The sequence below is a fragment of the Arthrobacter sp. Leaf69 genome (assembly GCF_001422645.1).
Taxonomy (GTDB): Bacteria; Actinomycetota; Actinomycetes; order Actinomycetales; family Micrococcaceae; genus Arthrobacter.
The window spans coordinates 228,525-245,071 of record NZ_LMLR01000001.1 but is presented as its reverse complement, the minus strand read 5'-3'; the positions used below and the strand labels follow the sequence as shown (position 1 = coordinate 245,071).

Sequence of the window (16,547 nt, the reverse complement as noted above, 5' to 3'; positions counted from 1 at the left end):
CGATTTAGTCACGCCTGCTCCTGCAATAACCTGCAACAAAAGGGAAGAAACCATGCAGCTCAAGTCCCTCGCCTCGGCAAAGTTGGCCGCCAAGGCAGCCGCAATCCTCGCCGCCGGCGCTCTCACGCTCACGGCCTGTGGTGGCAGTTCCACCCCCGCAGCCACCTCAGAGGGCGGCGTGCAGCTCATCAACGCCGGCAAGCTGACCGTTTGCTCGGACGTTCCCTACGAGCCGTTCGAATTCCAGAAGGACGGCAAGATCGTCGGCTTCGACATGGACATCGCGGCAGAGGTGGCCAAGGACCTGAAGGCCGAACTCAACGTTGTGGACAGCTCCTTCGAGGCTATCGAGACCGGTACCGCACTGACCCAGTGCGACGTCTCCATTTCCTCCGTCTCCATCACGGACACCCGCAAGTCGGTCATGGACTTCTCTGACCCGTACATGGACGACGACCTGACCCTCGTGGCCAGCGAGGCTTCCGGGATCACGGACCTGGAGAGCGCCAAGGGCAAGAAGGTGGGCGTCCAGCAGGCGACCACCGGCGCCAAGTTCGCCGCCGAGAAGGGCCTCGACGCCCAGCAGTTCGAGGACACCGGCCTCCTGGTCCAGGCCCTGCAGGCCGGCACCATTGACGCCGCCCTGGGCAACCAGTCCGTCCTCGCCTACGCCGTCAAGGATGACCCCAAGTTCAAGCGCGTGGAGAACTTCACCACCGGCGAGCAGCTCGGCATCGCCATCAAGAAGGGCAACACCGCGATGGCCACCCAGGTCAACAGCACGCTCAAGCGCCTGACCGATGACGGCACCTTGAAGAAGTTCGAGACCACTTGGTTCGGCGAAGCCGCCAAGTAGCCAGCACCCGGCCTGAGACCTACGCAGTTGAGGCCCCGTACCGCTGTAGAACAGTCCGTACGGGGCCTCACGTGCGCGAAACGAATGTGAGAACACCATGGCAATGACCGCACGTCAACGAGCCAGAGTCAGCCTGTACGTCCAAGCCGGAATCTTTGTGGTGGCGATGGTTGCCCTGATCCTGGCCACGGACTGGGAGACCATCAGCACCAGCGTCTTCAACTTCGGCAAGATTGGCCCGATGTTCCCGGACATCATCCTTGTGGGCCTCAAGAACACCCTGATCTACACGGCCCTTGGCTTTATGGTGGGCCTGTCCGGCGGCCTGCTGCTGGCGCTTATGAAGCTCTCCTCCTTCCCGCTGTACCGCTGGCTGGCCACGGGCTACATCGAGTTCTTCCGCGGGATCCCGGCCCTGCTGGTGTTCATCGCCTTCGGCTACGGCGTCCCGCTGGCCTTCGGAGTCTCCTGGAACGTGACCGTGGTGGCCATGATCTCGCTCGGCATGGTGGCGGCCGCCTACATCGCCGAAACCCTGCGCGCCGGACTCCAGGCTGTGCCCAAAGGCCAGATGGAGGCCGCCCGTTCGCTGGGCATGCCGCAGTGGCGGGCCATGATCTCGATTGTCATCCCGCAGGCGTTCAGGATCGTCCTGCCGCCGCTGACCAACGAAGTCATCCTCCTGACCAAGGACTCCTCACTCATCTACGTGCTGGGCCTCACCGCCTCGCAGTACGAGCTGACGAAGTTCGGCCGCGACGGCATCTCCAGCCTGGGTGCGGGCCTCACGCCGCTGCTCGTGGCCGGCGCCTTCTACCTGGTGATCACCATCCCGCTGAGCCTCTTGGCCCGGAAGTTCGAAAGCCGCTCCGCGCGGACGAAGCGATAGGCAGGACAGTCATGAACGACGTCGTACAGAACGCCGATGACCGCAGCGGGGCCGTGAAGGCCGCCGGCGTGTCCATCACGGATCTCCGTAAGTCCTACGGATCCAACGAAGTACTCAAGGGCATCAGCCTCGAGGTGAAGCCCGGCGAGGTGGTGTGCCTGATCGGCCCGTCCGGCTCCGGCAAGTCCACCCTGCTCCGCTGCGTCAACCTGCTGGAGCAGCCCAACGTGGGCAGCGTCCATGTGGGCGGCTTCGAGGCAACCGACCCGGATGTGGACATCGACAAGATGCGCCGCAAGGTGGGCATGGTCTTCCAGCAGTTCAACCTCTTCCCGCACCTCAGCGCCCTGGGCAACTGCACCATCTCGCAGACCAAGGTGCTCAAGCGCAGCCAGGCGGACGCCTCGGCCGTGGCGATGCGGAATCTGGAGCGGGTGGGCCTGGGACACCTTTCCGACCGCTTCCCTGACGAGCTCTCCGGCGGCCAGCAGCAGCGGGTGGCCATTGCCCGCGCGCTCAGCATGGACCCCGAGCTGATGCTGTTCGACGAGCCCACCTCGGCCCTGGACCCTGAGACCGTGGGCGACGTGCTGGCCGTCATGCGGAACCTGGCCAAGGAGGGCATGACCATGCTGGTGGTGACCCACGAGATGGGCTTCGCCCGCGAGGTTGCCGACCGTGTGGTGTTCATGGACGGCGGCGTCGTCGTCGAGGAAGGTGTGGCGGAGCAGGTCATCAGCGCCCCCACCCATGCCCGCACCAAGGAATTCCTCCGCCGGGTGCTCGACCCGACGCACATCGACATCGCGGAGTAGCTTCCGCACGCCTGCGCGGCGGATTCCGCCGGGCGACCCGCAAAAGCCCTGACGCTGCCGTATTCCGGTAGCGCCAGGGCTTTTGCGCCTCCTGGGTCCGATTGCGCATCGCAGTCACCGGGCAGACCGCGCACGACGACGGGGCACTCCCGCCGCTGCCAGCTTCCTTTCGAGTTGCCCGGCTGCCATCAGATCGGCCCAGACCCAGCGGACCACGCCGTTTCCCAATGCCCTGATTCGATTCTCCCGTTCCTTCTCGTCGACGACGGCCTGGGAGACGGTCCGGCCCTTGAGGTATTCGGGCCTGACGTACTTTTCGACTCCGTCGAACTCGCCAGCCACGCGCACGCCGTCCCAGTAGTAGTCCGTGTAACCGACGAGTCCTAAGACATCACGCACCTCGTGCTGGAGTTCCGGCGCTTCGAACCCGGCCATCCACATGATGGCCCGGCTGTATGACTCGCCGGCAGATCCGGACCGCGGATCAGCGAACTCCACGGCCGCCCGGATCCGCTTCGAGGCTGCCGCGGTGTAATTGCCCTCGATTCCGGCCAAGAGCTGCTCCTTAGAGAGGGCCGGAAGACGTTGCGCAGCGTCCGCTTTGAGCACATGGTCCACGGGCACTACTGCCTCGGCAAACGGTGAGAAGGCCGCGAGATCCAGCACGGTACGAACTCGCCCGGTCACCAGCAGCCCGTCCCGCCGGACACAATTCATTCCGGCGGGTGGGACGTAGTGCCGCACCACCCCCGCCCTAGAGCGTCCGCCGTCGTTTTGCAGCGTCAGTGCATGCACCGGTTGCTGTATTCCGACGGTCGGAATGCGCCAGACCGACGCTGCGGAGTGCCATGAAAAGATCGTCGGAGCAACGAAGGTCTCGGCCGCTGCACTGACCCGGACCCGGTACTGTTCCCAGGGGTTCAAGGCCCGCCAGGCGCCGCCGTCGACATAAACACCCCGCCGCACCCGGACCAGCGAGCCCGAGCGGCAACGGCTGGCCAGCTCCTTGGGCGTCAGGCCCTGCTGGATGTGCTCGCGGGCAAGGATCAACGTAGGGAGCTCGTTCATGGAACGAAGGTGCCAGCCCCGCGGCAGCGACTCTATCCCCCAGCCGCACCATGTGGACAACCCGACGCGGTTCACGTTGTGCGACCAGGCCGCGCCCCGCGCGACCCTCGTTCCCGCTCCGCGACGCGCCTCCTGCTGTGCGGTACGCGAAAGCCCTGACGCGGCGGGTATACGGGCGCGCACGGCAATTTGCGGAGCGCCAAGCTGAGAGCGCATCGCCAGGTGCGATACGCGTCGGCCGGCACGTTCCCTCGTGGACGGGCCAGATGTGCGACGCGGTTCCCGTTCTGCGCGGCGCGAAAGCCCTGACGCGGCAGGTATACGGGCGCGCAGGGAAATTAGCGCCGCGCCAAGGTAGAAGAGCGTCGCCAGGTGCAAGACGCGTCCCAGGGCACTTCGCGCGGCGCACTGCTAGGAGAACGTCGGCATCCCTCACCCGGAAGCAAGCATCCGCGGCGTATTCGGACAGCCGCTACGTGGATCCACGTAGCGGCTGTCCGTTTCCGTAGCGATTTCCCGGCGAGGGACTATTCCGCGGCGAGGACTCCGGCCACGGCAGCACCCACGGCTGCCCGGACGCGCTGGTGCAGCTCCCGCAGCCCGTGCCGCTCCGTCCTCACCTCGATGATGCTGCGCCCCTGCCACGGCTCCGCCAGCGCCGCGGCGAGCTCCGCCGTCGTGCTGACCGCACGGTGCGCGACGCCGTAGGCTGCCGCGAGGGCCGCAAGGTCCACACCATGCGGGGTGCCGAAGAGGCGTTCGACGGCGGTTCCGTACCGGCCCGCGGCCTCGACGGCGCCGTGTTCCAGCAGGCCGAAGATGGCCCCGCCGGCGTCGTTGAGGACGACGATCCGCAACGCAGGTTCCTCTTCCCCCGCGCCGAGGAGCAGCCCGCCGGCGTCGTGCAGGAACGTGACGTCGCCCAGCAGCACCGTGGTTTCCTGCCGGCCGCCCAAGGCGATGCCGGTGGCGGTGGCCAGGGTCCCGTCGATCCCGGAGAGACCGCGGTTGGCGAAGACGACGGCGCCCGGCTCCGGAGCGGGCGCGCCGGCGAGGTCGACGTCGCGGATGCCGTTGGACGAGCCGAGCACGAGCTGGCCGCGGGAATGTTCCCAGACGAGGGCGCCGACCGCCGGCCCGGTGGCCGCGGCGGAGCCGGACAGCACCTGGTCAACGGCGTGCTGGGCGGCGGCCCCGGCCAGGAGCCAGGCATCCAGCCACGCCGCGGAGCCCCGGCCGGCGAAATCGGCCAGGTCCCCCAGGTTGTCTAGCGGGAGTTCGGTGCGGCGGCCCGGCTCGTACCAGGCCACGGGCACCGGCTGGTACAGGGCGGAGGGAATGTCGGCGCGGGCCAGCAGGGCACTCACCGGGCGCGAGAGGGTGGGCCGCCCGAAGAGCACCACCCGCTCGATGGGCTGCGCCGACTCCGGACCGAACGCGTCGAGGACAATCCGGTACGGTCCCACCGCGTTCGGCCCGAACCTCGCGTTGGAGGACGGCTCGGCCAGCAACGGCAGGCCGTGTGCGCGGGCGAAGGCCTCGGCTACGGGCCCGGCGTCGTGCCCTGCGAGCACCACGGTGCGCCGTTCCGGCAGGCCGGGAGAGGCCGGCGGGAAATCGAGGGCCAGCGGGCCGCGGGGCGCGCGGTACACCCGGCGGCCGGACTCGGGCGGCAGCTGGTCGCCGGGGGCGGGAACGAGGGGGTCGCGGAAGGCCAGGTTGAGTTGCACCGGCCCGGGCGGGGTGTCCTCGAAGGCCCCGGTGGCTGCGCTGAGGGCGGTCTCGACGGCGCGCCGCGGGTCACTGCCGGCGGGCACGTCGGCGGCGAAGCGGACGTGCTCGCCGAACAGGTCCAGCTGCACCGTGGTCTGGTTGGCGCCCGTCCCCCGAAGTTCCTCCGGACGGTCGGCCGAGACCACCACGAGCGGAACCGCGGCGTGGTTGGCCTCCATCACGGCCGGCAGGAGATTCCCGACGGCGGTTCCCGAGGTGGTGAGGACGGCTGCGGGCGCCCCGGTGGCCAGTGCCAGCCCTAGCGCCGTGAAGCCGGCATCCCGTTCATCGATCCGGACCAGCAGTTCGACCCGTCCGGCGGCGTCGGCTTCGGCCAGGGCATAGGCCATCGGGGCGGAACGCGAGCCCGGTGCCACCACCACGTAGCGCACTCCTTCAAGCAGCAGGGCGGCGACTGCGATCCGCGCGGAATCCAGTGCGCTCAGCTCCTCCGCATTCAGCTCCCCTGCGCTCACATGTTCTCCGGCGTCTCGATGCCGAGGAGGTCCAGTCCCTCGGACAGCCGGCGCAGGACCAGGGCGCAGAGGGCCAGCCGCGATTCCCGGACCGAGTCCTCGGACTTCAGCACCGGGCACTGGTCGTAGAAGGACGTGAAGAGCTGCGCAAGTTCGAACAGGTACGTGCACAGCCGGTGCGGCTCCAGCACCTCGCGCACCTTGTGCAGCGTGGCGCCGTACTCAAGGAGGTGCAGGGCCAGTGCGCGTTCGGCGGGTTCGACGACGGCGATCACCGTCGCCGGCGTGCCGCCGTCGCTGTCGGTCCCGGCCGCGTTGGTCCCGGCCGCGTTGGTTCCGGCAGCACCGGTTGCAGCCGTGTGCTGCTCAAGCACCCCGGCCTTGCGCAGGATCGAACGGATCCGCGCGGCGGCGTACTGCACATAGGGACCGGTGTTGCCGCTCAGGGCCAGCATCCGGTCGAAGTCAAAAACGTATTCAGTGTCGTGCCCGACGGAGAGGTCGGCGTACTTGACTGCGCCGATGCCCACCTGACGGGCGGTCACGGCGCGTTCGTCCTCCGTGAGTTCGGGCCGGCTGGCGTCGATGACGGCGCGGGCGCGGTCCACGGCTTCTTCCAGCAGGGCCATCAGTTTGACCGGGGCACCGGAACGGGACTTCAGGATCTTCCCGTCCTCCCCCAGCACGTTGCCGATCTGGACGTGCACGGCTTCCACTGTGTCCGGCAGCCAGCCGGCGTCGCGGGCCGTGGCCATGACCATGCGCAGGTGCATGTTCTGCGGGGCGCCCACGACGTAGAGAACGCGGTTGGCCTCGAGCTCTCGGACCCTGTAGCGGATGGTGGCGAGGTCCGTGGTGCCGTAGCCGTAGCCGCCGTCGGACTTGCGGATGATGAGCGGCATCGGGAGGCCGTCGCGGCCGGTGAATCCGGCGGGGAAGGTGCACAGGGCGCCGTCGCTGATCCGGGCGATGCCGCGGTCCTCGAGTTCCTGGCACAGCTGTGCAAGATGGGCGTCGTAGGAGCTTTCGCCCGCGATGTGGTCGTCGGTGAGGCTGATCCCCAGCATGGAGTAGATGGCGTTGAAGTAGCGCTTGGACTGGGCCACAAGCCGCTGCCAGACGGCGAACGTCTCCTGGTCGCCGCCCTGCAGCGCCACCACGCGGAGCCTTGCGCGCGTGGCGAAGCCTTCCTCGTCGGTGGCGGAGGCGTCGAACTTGGCGCGGGCGGCCTGGTAGAAGGCGCTGGGGTCATCAACCAGCAGTGCCGCTTCAGGGGAATCCTCGCCGACCTCCAGCCAGTGCTCGATCAGCATGCCGAACGGGGTGCCCCAGTCGCCGATGTGGTTCTGCCGGATGACCGTGTCCCCCAGCGCCTCGAAAACCTTCACGAGGCTGTCCCCCACCACCGTGGTGCGCAGGTGGCCGACATGCATTTCCTTCGCAACGTTAGGGGAGGAATAGTCGACGACGACGCGCTGGGCCTCCGCCGGCGGCGCGGCCTGGACGCCGGGAGACTCGGCATTGAGCAGCTCTTCGATCCACGTCCCGTCGAAGGTCAGGTTGATGAAGCCGGGTCCGGAGATCTCGACGGCGGTGCAGATCCCGTCCAGGTCGAGGGCCTCGACAATCCGGGCGGCGGCGTCCCGCGGCGGCAGGCCGACCTTCTTGGCCAGCGCCATGGCGGCGTTGATCTGGATGTCCGCGAACTGCGAGGGCCGGACCACGGGATCCGTCCCGCGGTACTCTTCGCCGAACGCGCTGGCAATTGCTGCCTGGACTCTGGGGACAACCATTTCGGCCGGATTATTCACACTGTTCAAATTATCAGTTCCGCCAACCCCCGACGCTCCCTCACATCCGGTGGGCAATTCCGGAACGCCCCCGCAGATCTGGCCGCCACAAGACGAACGCTCCCTCAGATCTTGCCGCTACAAGAGGAACGCTCCCCCACGTCCTGTCCGTCAAGCAAGAGGAAGTGAGGGAGCGTCACCCGACAAGCCCCGAAAAGTGAGGGAGCGTCAGGAAGGAGCTAGTCGTCGGTGCGGAAGACCTGGACCACCGACGGGCGCGGGGCGCGCGCCTGGCCACGCGCCGGCGTCGCCCCGGCCGGAACGTAGTCCGGGAAGAAGGACAGCTGTGCATCGAAGGTGCCGTCCTCGCCCGGGTGCTGCACGGAGACGAAGACGGTGCGTTCCTGGTCGTGGATGATGGGCCCGCAGGTCTCCCCGTCGCGCGGGACGGCGAGGAACTGTTCGACGCGTCCGCGTTCGGCGCCGTCGAGGGTGACCTTGAACAGCCCGTCGGCCTTGCCGATTCCGGAGGGGGCGCCGTCGGTGGAGATCCAGAGGTTGCCGACCGAGTCGAACGCGAGGTTGTCCGGGCAGGAAATCGGCGAGACCTTGTCCACCGGGTAGCCGGAGAAGTAGGTGACATCGCCCTGCGCGGGATCGCCGCAGACCATCAGCAGGTTCCAGGTGAACGCCGTGGAAGTCTGGTCGCCGGTCTCGGTGATTTCCACGATGTGTCCGTCGCGGTTTTCGTTGCGGGGGTTGACCTCGGTGGCGCTTTCCTTGCCGATCTTGCCGCGGTCCGAGTTGTTGGTGCAGGCGACGTAGACCTTGCCGGTGTGCAGGCTGGGCTGCACGTCCTCGCAGCGGTCCATCTTGGTGGGGCCGACCTTGTCGGCAGCCACGCGGGTGTACACGAGCACTTCCTCGACGGACATCCCGGTCACACAGGACTTCCCGCCGACGACGAGGGGCAGCCATTCGCCGGTGCCGTCGAATCCGCCGTCGGACGGGACCGTGCCGGTGCCGGTGATCTCGGACGCCGGGGAATTGCCGGCGAACCGGGCTACGTACAGGTCCCCGGCCGAGAGCAGCGTCATGTTGTGCTTGCGGTCGCCTTCGCGGTACTTGCCGGCGGAGACGAACTTGTAAAGGTAGTCGAAGCGCTCGTCGTCGCCCGAGTAGGCCACGACATGCCCGGATTCGGCCACGATCACGTTGGCGCCCTCGTGCTTGAAACGGCCCAGCGAGGAGTGCTTCTTCGGCGTCGACGTCGGGTCGAAGGGGTCGACCTCCACGATCCAGCCGAAGCGGTTGGCCTCGTTTTCGTAGCCCGCGGTGCGGGTATCAAACCGCGGATCGTCCAGTTCCCACTGCCGGGCCGTGGGCTTGTTGGTGAGTCCGTAGCGCTTGTCTTCGGCGGAGGTGCCGGGCGCGACGAAGTACCCGTTGAAGTTTTCCTCGCCGGAAAGGATGGTGCCCCAGGGGGTGGTGCCGCCGGAGCAGTTGCCCAGCGTGCCGAGGATGGTGCGGCCCGCCGGGTCCGCCTTGGTGCGGACCAGCGGGGAGCCGGCCACCGGGCCGGTGAGCTCATAGGCCGTGTTGTTCAGGTAGCGGCGGTTGAGCTTGGCACCCTTGATGTAGCTCCAGGGCTTGTTCTTGTTCTTGCGTTCCAGCTCCACCACGGAGAGCCCGTGGGCCGCGGCGCCGATCGCCCGGACATCCGCGGCGGGCAGCGAAGCCGGGAACATGATGGTCTCGTTCGTGTATTCGTGGTTGGTGAACAGCACCGCGCGGCGGCCCTTGCTGCCGGGGAGCTCGAGGATGTCGGTGTAGTCGTTGTTGTAGCCGAACTGCCGGGCCTGCGCGGCAGCGCTCTGGTTGCCGAGGTCGAAGTCCGGGGCATCGTTGAAGATGGGGTCGCCCCAGCGGATCACGGGCTGCCAGGTGAAGCCTTCCGGAACGGTGAAGGCGTCGACGGCGGCGTCCACCGGGGCGATGGCGGCGAACCGGAGCTTGGACGCGCCGAAGCCGTTCTTGGCTGCCGCGGACAGGCCGGGGCCGCCGTCGGCCGCGGCGGACTCCGCCGACGTCACGGCCCCTCCGAATGCGACGGCGAGCGCCCCGGCCGCGCCGAAGCCCAAGGCCGCGCGGCGCGACATCGTGGCGGACGCGATGTCCCGGAAGTAGCTGTTCGAACTGGTGTTGCAGACCTCGCCGGAGCAGGCGTTGTCGCACTTGAGTGCGCAGGTGACGGGGCTCCGCTTGCCTTTGGTGTGGCCGAGCATGGGGAGCAGGGAGAACTTGCGTCCGGAGGAGACAGACATGGAGAGACCTTCCACGGGGGTGGGTTGCGGGCCTCCCCACCGTTCCAGCCGGGTCCTACGCGCAGGAGTCTTCCGGATGAAGTCCGGGTGAACTCCCGCCAGACGTGAAGGAGCGTCTCAGCGGGCGTGGGCGTCTCAGCGGGCGTGGCGTCTCAGCGGGCGGGGGCGGCGAGCACCGCGTGGACGCGGCGCAGACGGTCCAGCCACCAGTCCCGCCGCTCCGGCGCGGCGGCGTACTCTGCCAGCAGGCCCGGATCGGCGGCGACGTGGCGGAGGCGGATGGCGCCGTCGTCGGGAACGAGGGAATCCCGGGTGACATCGGCGGCGAGCAGGGACACGGTGCCCAGCCCGCAGGCGTACGGAAGTTCGGGCAGGGCGGCGGCGAGCGCCAGCCCGGCGCGGATTCCCACGGACGTGTCCAGGGCCGAGCTGACCACGGCGGGGAGCCCGGCCTGCGCCACGATGTCCAGCGCGCGGCGCACGCCCCCGAGCGGCGCCACTTTGACCACGATCAGGTCCGCGGCGCCGGCGCGGGCCACCCTGAGCGGATCGTCCTCCTTGCGCACGCTCTCATCCGCGGCGATCAGCACAGGGACGCCGGCAGCCCGCAGCCGGCGGCGCACCTCGGCGAGGCCGGCGATGTCGGGGACCGGCTGTTCGGCGTATTCGAGTCCGACGTCGGCCAGCCTGGTGAGTGCCGCGACGGCGGTCGGCACGTCCCAGCCGCCGTTCGCGTCGACCCGGATCGCGGCGTCCGGCAGCGCGGCGCGGACGGCGGCGACGCGGGCAACGTCGTCGTCCAGGCTCTGCCCGGGCTCGGCCACCTTGATTTTGACGGCGTCCACCCGCCCGAAGCGGGCCAGAATGTCCGGGACCCTGTCCGCGCCGATGGCGGGGACCGTGGCGTTGACAGGGATGCTGCCCCGAAGCGGGGTCGGGAAGCCTTGCCAGCCGGCTTCGACGGCGGCGGCGAGCCACCGGGAGGCTTCCTGATCGCCGTATTCCGGGAAGGGGCAAAACTCGCCCCAGCCGAGCGGGCCTTCCAGCAGCAGGGCTTCGCGTTGGAGGATGCCGCGGAACTTCACCCGCATGGGCAGGCTCACCACATGCGCGACAGCGAGGAGTTCCTCGAGTCCGGGCAGCGGGCCGGCGGACAACGGGGCATGGTTTCCGGGAGCATCCGGCGACGGCGGGGCCGAGTGGGTGGGCATGGGATTCACTGTACCGGTGCTCCGCGCCGGGCCGCGGGCCCCCGGCACGCAGCACCGGGCCAAGCCGGACCACCCGCCCGCCGCGGGCATCCGGACGCTAGGAACGCCCCGGGTGCTGGAGTTCCCAGACGTCCGCCGCTGCGCCCTGCGGCAGTTCCAGCTGCCAGTCCTCGCCGGGGCCCGGGTAGGCACGCAGTGTGGTGGGCACCGAACCGTGGCGGTACACCTCCACGATGGAGGCATCAATAAAGATCCTGAGCTCGTCGCCGCCCGCCACCGCGTCGGCGAATACGGTCCGTCGCTGCCCCGCGGAATTGAGGACCAGCCGGAGGGTGCCTTCTCCGCCGCTCACCCGGATTTCCGCTTCAGGCGGCACCGCCAGGGTGCCGGCGGCCCCGCGGTGCAGCCGGGCGCCGCGGTAGGCACGAAGTTCGGCCGCGGGTTCGACGGCGAGGACGCCGCCGTGGACCGAGAGCTGGCGGGGGAACGTCAGGATCCCGGCCCAGCCGGCGTCGTCGATCTCTTCCGGGCTGCGCCCGGGGCTCCCCTCACCGTCCTCCAGTTCAGCGGACCAGCCCCAGAGCAGCGCCCGGTCGTCGAGGGCGAGGATCTGCGGGGCGTAGAACGCCGGTCCCAGATCCGCTTTGCCTCCCGCCGCGGGCGTGAACACGGGCAGCCCTGCTCCGTTGGGTGCCAGCGAGCCGAGGAGGTAGCCGACGCCGTTCGGGTGGTCGTGGTGGTCTGCCGCGAGCCACAATGAGGCCATCAGGAGCCAGGTTTCCGCCCCGGACGAGTCCGGGACCCGGACCAGCTGCGGGCACTCCCAGATCTCCGCGGGCAGATGCCGGGCGGCGAGGTGGTCCTCCGTGCTGAACCAGATCCCCTCGTACGTCCACCGCCGGACGTCATCGACGCTGTAGAGCAGCACGGCCGCGTGGCCGGACGCCAGCCCGGCGCCCTGGAGGGCGAAGCGGCGGCCCTGAAAGTGGAACAGAAAGGGATCGCGGACGGCGGTGACCTGCGGGTCCGGTGGAATCTCCGCCGCGACGTGGCCCTCCTGCGTCCAGGAGCGGAGTACCGCGTCCGCCCGGGCCAGGACCACACGCGAATGGCTTCCCTCGGTGTCCACGCCGGAGTACACGGCGGTGGGGACGCCGTCGTCGTGGGTCACCACACCCGACCAGCACCCCAGCGCGTCCGGTCCGCCGGGCTGTGGCCGGAGCGCCACCGGTTCCTCGTCCCAGCGGACCAGGTCCGGGGAGCTCAGGTGTCCCCAGCAGATGCGCTGGTGCCGGGCCGAAGCGGGGTTGTACTGGAAGAACACGTGAAAGCGGCCGTCGGTGTAGCACAGGCCGTTCGGATCGTTGATCCAGCCTTTCGCGGGCCTCGGATGGAAGTGGGGAAAGGCCGGGTCCGGATGCTGCGCCGCGGTGTCCATGGCCAAACACTACCCGCGCGCGGGTAGCAGGAGCCCTCAGAAAGTTCGCAGAGTTCTGTGGGAACCTGATACGGATGAGTTTTCGGCAGGACCACACCAGCATGCACGCGGCCTCGGAATACCCGCAGCCGCCGTCCCCGCACGCCCCGGGCACGCCCGCAAGCAACGCCGGCCGCCAGGGCAGGGGCGCCGGCGTCCTCTTCCTGTTGGCCACCCTCGTCAGCATGGCCGCACTTGCCGCGACCTACTACTTCTTTGTCCGCACCACGACGGGCCAGTTCATCGACGAATCCGCGCTCGTGGAAGCAGTCGAAATCCACGGGGCCGCCGGAAAGGCCGCCACCAAGCTCCTGGACTGGCTGCCGGCGCTGTCCCTGCTGCTCGCCACGGTTGTGGTCCTTTTTGTGACCGTGATGCGGCGGCGCTGGGCGGCGGCGGGAATCGCCGTGACAGCCTGCGTGGGCGCCAACGTGGCCACCCAGATCCTGAAGGACATCGTTCCCGTCCGGCCCTACCGCGGGATCGAAACCCTGGAACTGAATTCGCTGCCGTCCGGACATACCACCCTGGCCGCGTCAGCCGCGGCAGCGGTGTTCCTCATGGCGACCCCGCGCTGGCGTCCGCTGGCCGGGTTCCTGGGCGGCAGTTTCGCCGTTGCCACGGGGCTGTCCACCCTGATCAACCAGTGGCACCGGCCCGCGGACGTGGTCGCGGCCTTCCTCGTGGTGGCGGTCTTTATGCTCCCGGCAGGCTGGCTGATCATCCGCACGGGACCGCGCTGGAATGTCTGGGACGGCTACGGAGAGCACTGGGCCTCTTCCCGCTTGTGGCTGGCGCTGCCACTGCTGGCGGGACTCGCCGCGGCCGCCGTCGCTGCCTTCTCCCTGCTGGGCGCTGCGGCCTGGCAAGGCCAGAACAACAGCGGCAGCAGCACGCACTATTTCTGGGCCGGGACCTCGCTGATTGTTATGGCGGGCTACTTCGCCACGGCCGCCGGCGTATGGCTGTTCGGCTATGCGGCACGACGGCGGAACCCGCCCCGGCGCTGACCGGCCGTTTACATCCGGCCCGCCGGGGGCCAGAATTAGTCCCGCACAGCCACTGGCTCGGCAGCGCGTTGGCCCGGCCGTCCACACGGTCAGCTGCCACGTCTCGAGGAACTGCCATGAGCACTGATTCTCCGGTTTCACGGCGCGCCACCACCCTCGCGTCCGTACCGTCGCAACAGCGGATCAACACGTTCCTCCGCGACTCCGTCTACGCCCGGCGCCAGCATGCCCCGGGGATCTGCGACTTCGCCCTCGGCAATCCCCATGAGATGCCGCCGCCCGCCTATGTCGAAGCCCTGGCGGAAGCGCTGACGCCCCGCAATGAGCGGTGGTTTGCCTACAAGACGAACGAGCCGGAGGCGCAGGCCGCGGCGGCGGCATCCCTGCAGCGGCTGCTGGGGCTGCCCTTCGAGCCGGCGGACATCCACCTCACGACGGGCGGCTTCACCGCGATTCCGCTGGCGCTGAAGACCGTCGCCGACCCCGGGGATGAAGTCATCTTCACCCTGCCGCCCTGGTTTTTCTACGAACCGCTGGCGATCGAGGCCGGGCTGGTGCCCGTGAAGATCCGCTGCGACGCCGAGACGTTCGACTTCGATCTGGCGGCGCTGGGGGCGGCCATTACGCCGCGGACCCGGGTGGTGATCGTCAACACGCCCAACAACCCGACCGGCAGGATCTATCCGCCCTCGCTCCTGAAGGACCTGGCGGACATGCTGGAAGGGGCCTCGCGCAGCAACGGGCGGCGGGTCTACCTGCTCTCCGACGAGCCGTACAACCGCATCGTCTACGACGGCGCCCGGTTCCACAGCCCCGCCGAATACTATCCGTACACGCTTCTGGCCTACTCCTATGGCAAGACCCATCTGGCGCCCGGGCAGCGGATCGGTTACCTCGCGCTGCCGCCCACCATGCCGGACCGCGGTCCGCTCCGGGAAGCGCTCACCGCCTTGCAGATGGCGATGGGCTGGATTTACCCCAATGCCCTGCTGCAGTACGCGCTGCCGCGGCTGGAACAGTTCTCGATCGACGTCGCCGGGCTGCAGCGCAAACGCGACCTGATGGTCGACGCGCTGGCCGGGATGGGATACCAGGTCACCCGGCCGGACGGGGGGTTCTACCTCTTCGTCCGCACCCCCTCGGACGACGACGAGCAGTTCACCGCTGCCCTCGCGGACCAGGATGTCTTTGTCCTGCCGGGGACCTTGTTCGAGACCCCGGGCTATTTCCGGATCTCGCTCACCGCGTCAGAGGACATGATCCAGCGCGCCCTGCCGGTCTTTGCCGCGGCGATCCAGCGTTTCGGCGGCACGCTGCCGCGGCTCTGAATCCCCGCCGGCGTCTGCCGTGGGCGTTGCCCCGCGCCATGTCGGGCCTACCTCGCAGTCGTGGATACTTCGTACACAGCATGGTGCCGGACTCATTCGCGAGGAAAAGGTGCATCTTAGGCGAGCGCCGCCGCGAGGGCCTTGGCGATCCACTCCCGGTAGGCCGTCGTGGACCAACCGGCGTCCTGCACCAGGGCGCGGTAGGTCTGGGGGTGGCCCAGCGACCAGATGGCGGCGGCCCCCTCGGCGTCGGACATCCCGGAGCTGAGCCCACCGCGGGCCCGGGCAGCGGCGGCGGCCTCCTCGTAGCGCCGGAGCCGCTGCTGCGCGCGGTCCGTCTCCAGTTGTGCTGCCGCGTCGTCCACGGTCGCGGCCCCGGCGATGACGGCGGTGATCCCGGCGGTGCGCGGATGGACTTCGGCAAACCAGTCCGCCAGCACGTTGACCAGGGCGTCGAGGTCGGCAGCCTGCCGGGTGCGCTCCCGCATGAAGTCCAGCACCCCGGCCTGCGCGCCGGGCCCCGCAGCTGCACTGTCCAGCACCGCCGAGAGCAGCGCGGCCTTGTTGCCCACCGAGTTGTAGACCGTCTGGACGGCCACCCCGCCCTCGGCGGCGATCCCGTCGATGGTAGTGCGGACGTACCCGTCGGCGGCAAACAGCCGACCGGCCGCCTGGACGATCACGTCCCGGGTGCCGGCCGCCTGGAGCGTCCGCCGCGTGGATTTTGCCATGAAATTAGACTACCGCTCCACTCACTAGAACGGTATTCTAGTGACTAAGGAAATGCTCTCAGCAAGGAGCCCGCCATGGACCAGAACCGCCAGCCGTTGGATGCCGTCGTGATCGGCGCGGGACAGGCCGGCCTCGCCGCCGGCTACCACCTCGCCCGCACCAGGCTGCGGTTCGAGGTCCTCGAGGGCGGCCCGCGGATGGGCGATATCTGGCGCCGCCGCTGGGACTCGCTGCGGCTGTTCACCCCCGCCCAGCACGACGGCCTCCCCGGCCTCCCCTTCCCCGCGGCGCGGAACACCTTCCCGGGCAAGGACGAGTTCGCCGCCTACCTCGAAAGCTACGCGGCGCGTTTCGGCCTGCCGGTGCGGACGGGCATCCGCGTCACCGGCGTCACCCCGGCCGACGCGGGGTTCGCCGTCGAAACGACGGCCGGCACCGTGCGGGCGCGGAACGTCATCGTCGCCACCGGGGCCAACGCACTCCCCCGCCTTCCGGACGCCGCCGCCGGACTGGACGCTTCGATCCGCCAGCTCCACAGCTCGCAGTACCGCGGCCCGGCGGACATCCCCGACGGCGATGTGCTGGTGGTGGGCGCCGGAACCTCGGGCTCGGAAATCGCCCTGGAGCTCGCGGCCAGCCACCGGGTGCTCCTGGCGGGCCGGCCCACCCCGCACATCCCCGACCCCCTGCTCCGCTACGCCGGAGGGGCCTACTGGCGGTTCATCCACAATGTCCTGACGCTGCGCACACCGGTCGGGTGCAAGGTCGCGGCGGGCTTCCACCAGCGCGGGGCACCGC

Annotated in this window: 12 protein-coding genes and 1 pseudogene; 6 read left to right on the top strand and 7 right to left on the bottom strand. The window is 69.1% G+C overall.

Annotated elements, in window-relative coordinates; translation table 11 throughout:
- Window positions 1–52 precede the first annotated feature (52 nt).
- The 3 genes from ASE96_RS01130 to ASE96_RS01120 all read left to right on the top strand — a co-directional run bounded on the left by ASE96_RS01130 (window position 53) and on the right by ASE96_RS01120 (window position 2,560).
- Window positions 53–856, top strand: a complete 804-nt coding sequence (locus ASE96_RS01130; protein ID WP_056424812.1) for an ABC transporter substrate-binding protein — start codon at window positions 53–55, stop codon at window positions 854–856.
- A 97-nt stretch (window positions 857–953) separates the two neighbouring features.
- Window positions 954–1,745, top strand: a complete 792-nt coding sequence (locus ASE96_RS01125) for an amino acid ABC transporter permease (protein ID WP_056424810.1) — start codon at window positions 954–956, stop codon at window positions 1,743–1,745.
- A gap of 11 nt (window positions 1,746–1,756) precedes the next feature.
- Window positions 1,757–2,560 (top strand): amino acid ABC transporter ATP-binding protein, encoded by an 804-nt coding sequence (locus ASE96_RS01120; protein WP_056424807.1) that lies wholly within the window; start codon window positions 1,757–1,759, stop codon window positions 2,558–2,560.
- A 114-nt stretch (window positions 2,561–2,674) separates the two neighbouring features.
- Here the strand turns inward: ASE96_RS01120 and ASE96_RS01115 are convergent, their stop codons facing one another.
- The 6 genes from ASE96_RS01115 to ASE96_RS01090 form a co-directional block, all read right to left on the bottom strand.
- Window positions 2,675–3,628 carry a type IV toxin-antitoxin system AbiEi family antitoxin domain-containing protein gene (locus ASE96_RS01115; protein WP_056424804.1) on the bottom strand — a complete coding sequence of 318 codons (954 nt, stop codon included), beginning with the start codon at window positions 3,626–3,628 and terminating at the stop codon, window positions 2,675–2,677.
- A gap of 527 nt (window positions 3,629–4,155) precedes the next feature.
- A complete protein-coding gene (menD, locus tag ASE96_RS01110) occupies window positions 4,156–5,877 on the bottom strand; it encodes a 2-succinyl-5-enolpyruvyl-6-hydroxy-3-cyclohexene-1-carboxylic-acid synthase (RefSeq protein ID WP_056424801.1) in 1,722 nt (573 codons plus the stop codon).
- Window positions 5,874–7,670: an arginine--tRNA ligase gene (gene argS, locus ASE96_RS01105; protein ID WP_200912966.1), complete on the bottom strand. Its 1,797-nt coding sequence runs from the start codon at window positions 7,668–7,670 to the stop codon at window positions 5,874–5,876. Before argS ends, menD begins: the two co-directional genes overlap by 4 nt.
- A gap of 236 nt (window positions 7,671–7,906) precedes the next feature.
- Window positions 7,907–9,991 carry a PhoX family protein gene (locus ASE96_RS01100; RefSeq protein ID WP_056424797.1) on the bottom strand — a complete coding sequence of 695 codons (2,085 nt, stop codon included), beginning with the start codon at window positions 9,989–9,991 and terminating at the stop codon, window positions 7,907–7,909.
- 152 nt (window positions 9,992–10,143) lie between these two features.
- On the bottom strand, window positions 10,144–11,202 hold the full coding sequence (locus tag ASE96_RS01095) for an o-succinylbenzoate synthase (RefSeq protein ID WP_082492512.1): 1,059 nt from the start codon (window positions 11,200–11,202) through the stop codon (window positions 10,144–10,146).
- A gap of 97 nt (window positions 11,203–11,299) precedes the next feature.
- The gene (locus ASE96_RS01090; RefSeq protein WP_056424795.1) at window positions 11,300–12,640 is read right to left on the bottom strand and encodes a glycoside hydrolase family 32 protein; all 1,341 of its coding nucleotides are present in this window, start codon (window positions 12,638–12,640) and stop codon (window positions 11,300–11,302) included.
- 74 nt (window positions 12,641–12,714) lie between these two features.
- Between ASE96_RS01090 and ASE96_RS01085 the strand changes: the two genes are divergently transcribed.
- Window positions 12,715–13,689: a phosphatase PAP2 family protein gene (locus ASE96_RS01085; protein ID WP_082492511.1), complete on the top strand. Its 975-nt coding sequence runs from the start codon at window positions 12,715–12,717 to the stop codon at window positions 13,687–13,689.
- A gap of 116 nt (window positions 13,690–13,805) precedes the next feature.
- On the top strand, window positions 13,806–15,017 hold the full coding sequence (locus tag ASE96_RS01080; protein WP_056424792.1) for an aminotransferase class I/II-fold pyridoxal phosphate-dependent enzyme: 1,212 nt from the start codon (window positions 13,806–13,808) through the stop codon (window positions 15,015–15,017).
- 116 nt (window positions 15,018–15,133) lie between these two features.
- On the opposite strand, the gene ASE96_RS01075 is transcribed toward ASE96_RS01080, so the two are convergent.
- Window positions 15,134–15,748 (bottom strand): TetR/AcrR family transcriptional regulator, encoded by a 615-nt coding sequence (locus ASE96_RS01075; protein ID WP_056424789.1) that lies wholly within the window; start codon window positions 15,746–15,748, stop codon window positions 15,134–15,136.
- Window positions 15,749–15,823: 75 nt separating this feature from the next.
- Here ASE96_RS01075 and ASE96_RS19435 point away from each other — a divergent pair.
- Window positions 15,824–16,399: pseudogene (locus ASE96_RS19435) on the top strand (flavin-containing monooxygenase); the annotation flags it as partial.
- Window positions 16,400–16,547 lie beyond the last annotated feature (148 nt).

What these genes read in the sequence shown, in the direction of transcription:
- ASE96_RS01130 (WP_056424812.1), top strand. Translation starts at nt 53, where the DNA reads ATGCAGCTCAAGTCCCTCGCCTCGGCAAAGTTGGCCGCCAAGGCAGCC.
- ASE96_RS01125 (WP_056424810.1), top strand. Translation starts at nt 954, where the DNA reads ATGGCAATGACCGCACGTCAACGAGCCAGAGTCAGCCTGTACGTCCAA.
- ASE96_RS01120 (WP_056424807.1), top strand. Translation starts at nt 1,757, where the DNA reads ATGAACGACGTCGTACAGAACGCCGATGACCGCAGCGGGGCCGTGAAG.
- ASE96_RS01115 (WP_056424804.1), bottom strand. Translation starts at nt 3,628, where the DNA reads ATGAACGAGCTCCCTACGTTGATCCTTGCCCGCGAGCACATCCAGCAG.
- argS (WP_200912966.1), bottom strand. Translation starts at nt 7,670, where the DNA reads ATGGTTGTCCCCAGAGTCCAGGCAGCAATTGCCAGCGCGTTCGGCGAA.
- ASE96_RS01100 (WP_056424797.1), bottom strand. Translation starts at nt 9,991, where the DNA reads ATGTCTGTCTCCTCCGGACGCAAGTTCTCCCTGCTCCCCATGCTCGGC.
- ASE96_RS01095 (WP_082492512.1), bottom strand. Translation starts at nt 11,202, where the DNA reads ATGCCCACCCACTCGGCCCCGCCGTCGCCGGATGCTCCCGGAAACCAT.
- ASE96_RS01090 (WP_056424795.1), bottom strand. Translation starts at nt 12,640, where the DNA reads ATGGACACCGCGGCGCAGCATCCGGACCCGGCCTTTCCCCACTTCCAT.
- ASE96_RS01085 (WP_082492511.1), top strand. Translation starts at nt 12,715, where the DNA reads ATGAGTTTTCGGCAGGACCACACCAGCATGCACGCGGCCTCGGAATAC.
- ASE96_RS01080 (WP_056424792.1), top strand. Translation starts at nt 13,806, where the DNA reads ATGAGCACTGATTCTCCGGTTTCACGGCGCGCCACCACCCTCGCGTCC.
- ASE96_RS01075 (WP_056424789.1), bottom strand. Translation starts at nt 15,748, where the DNA reads ATGGCAAAATCCACGCGGCGGACGCTCCAGGCGGCCGGCACCCGGGAC.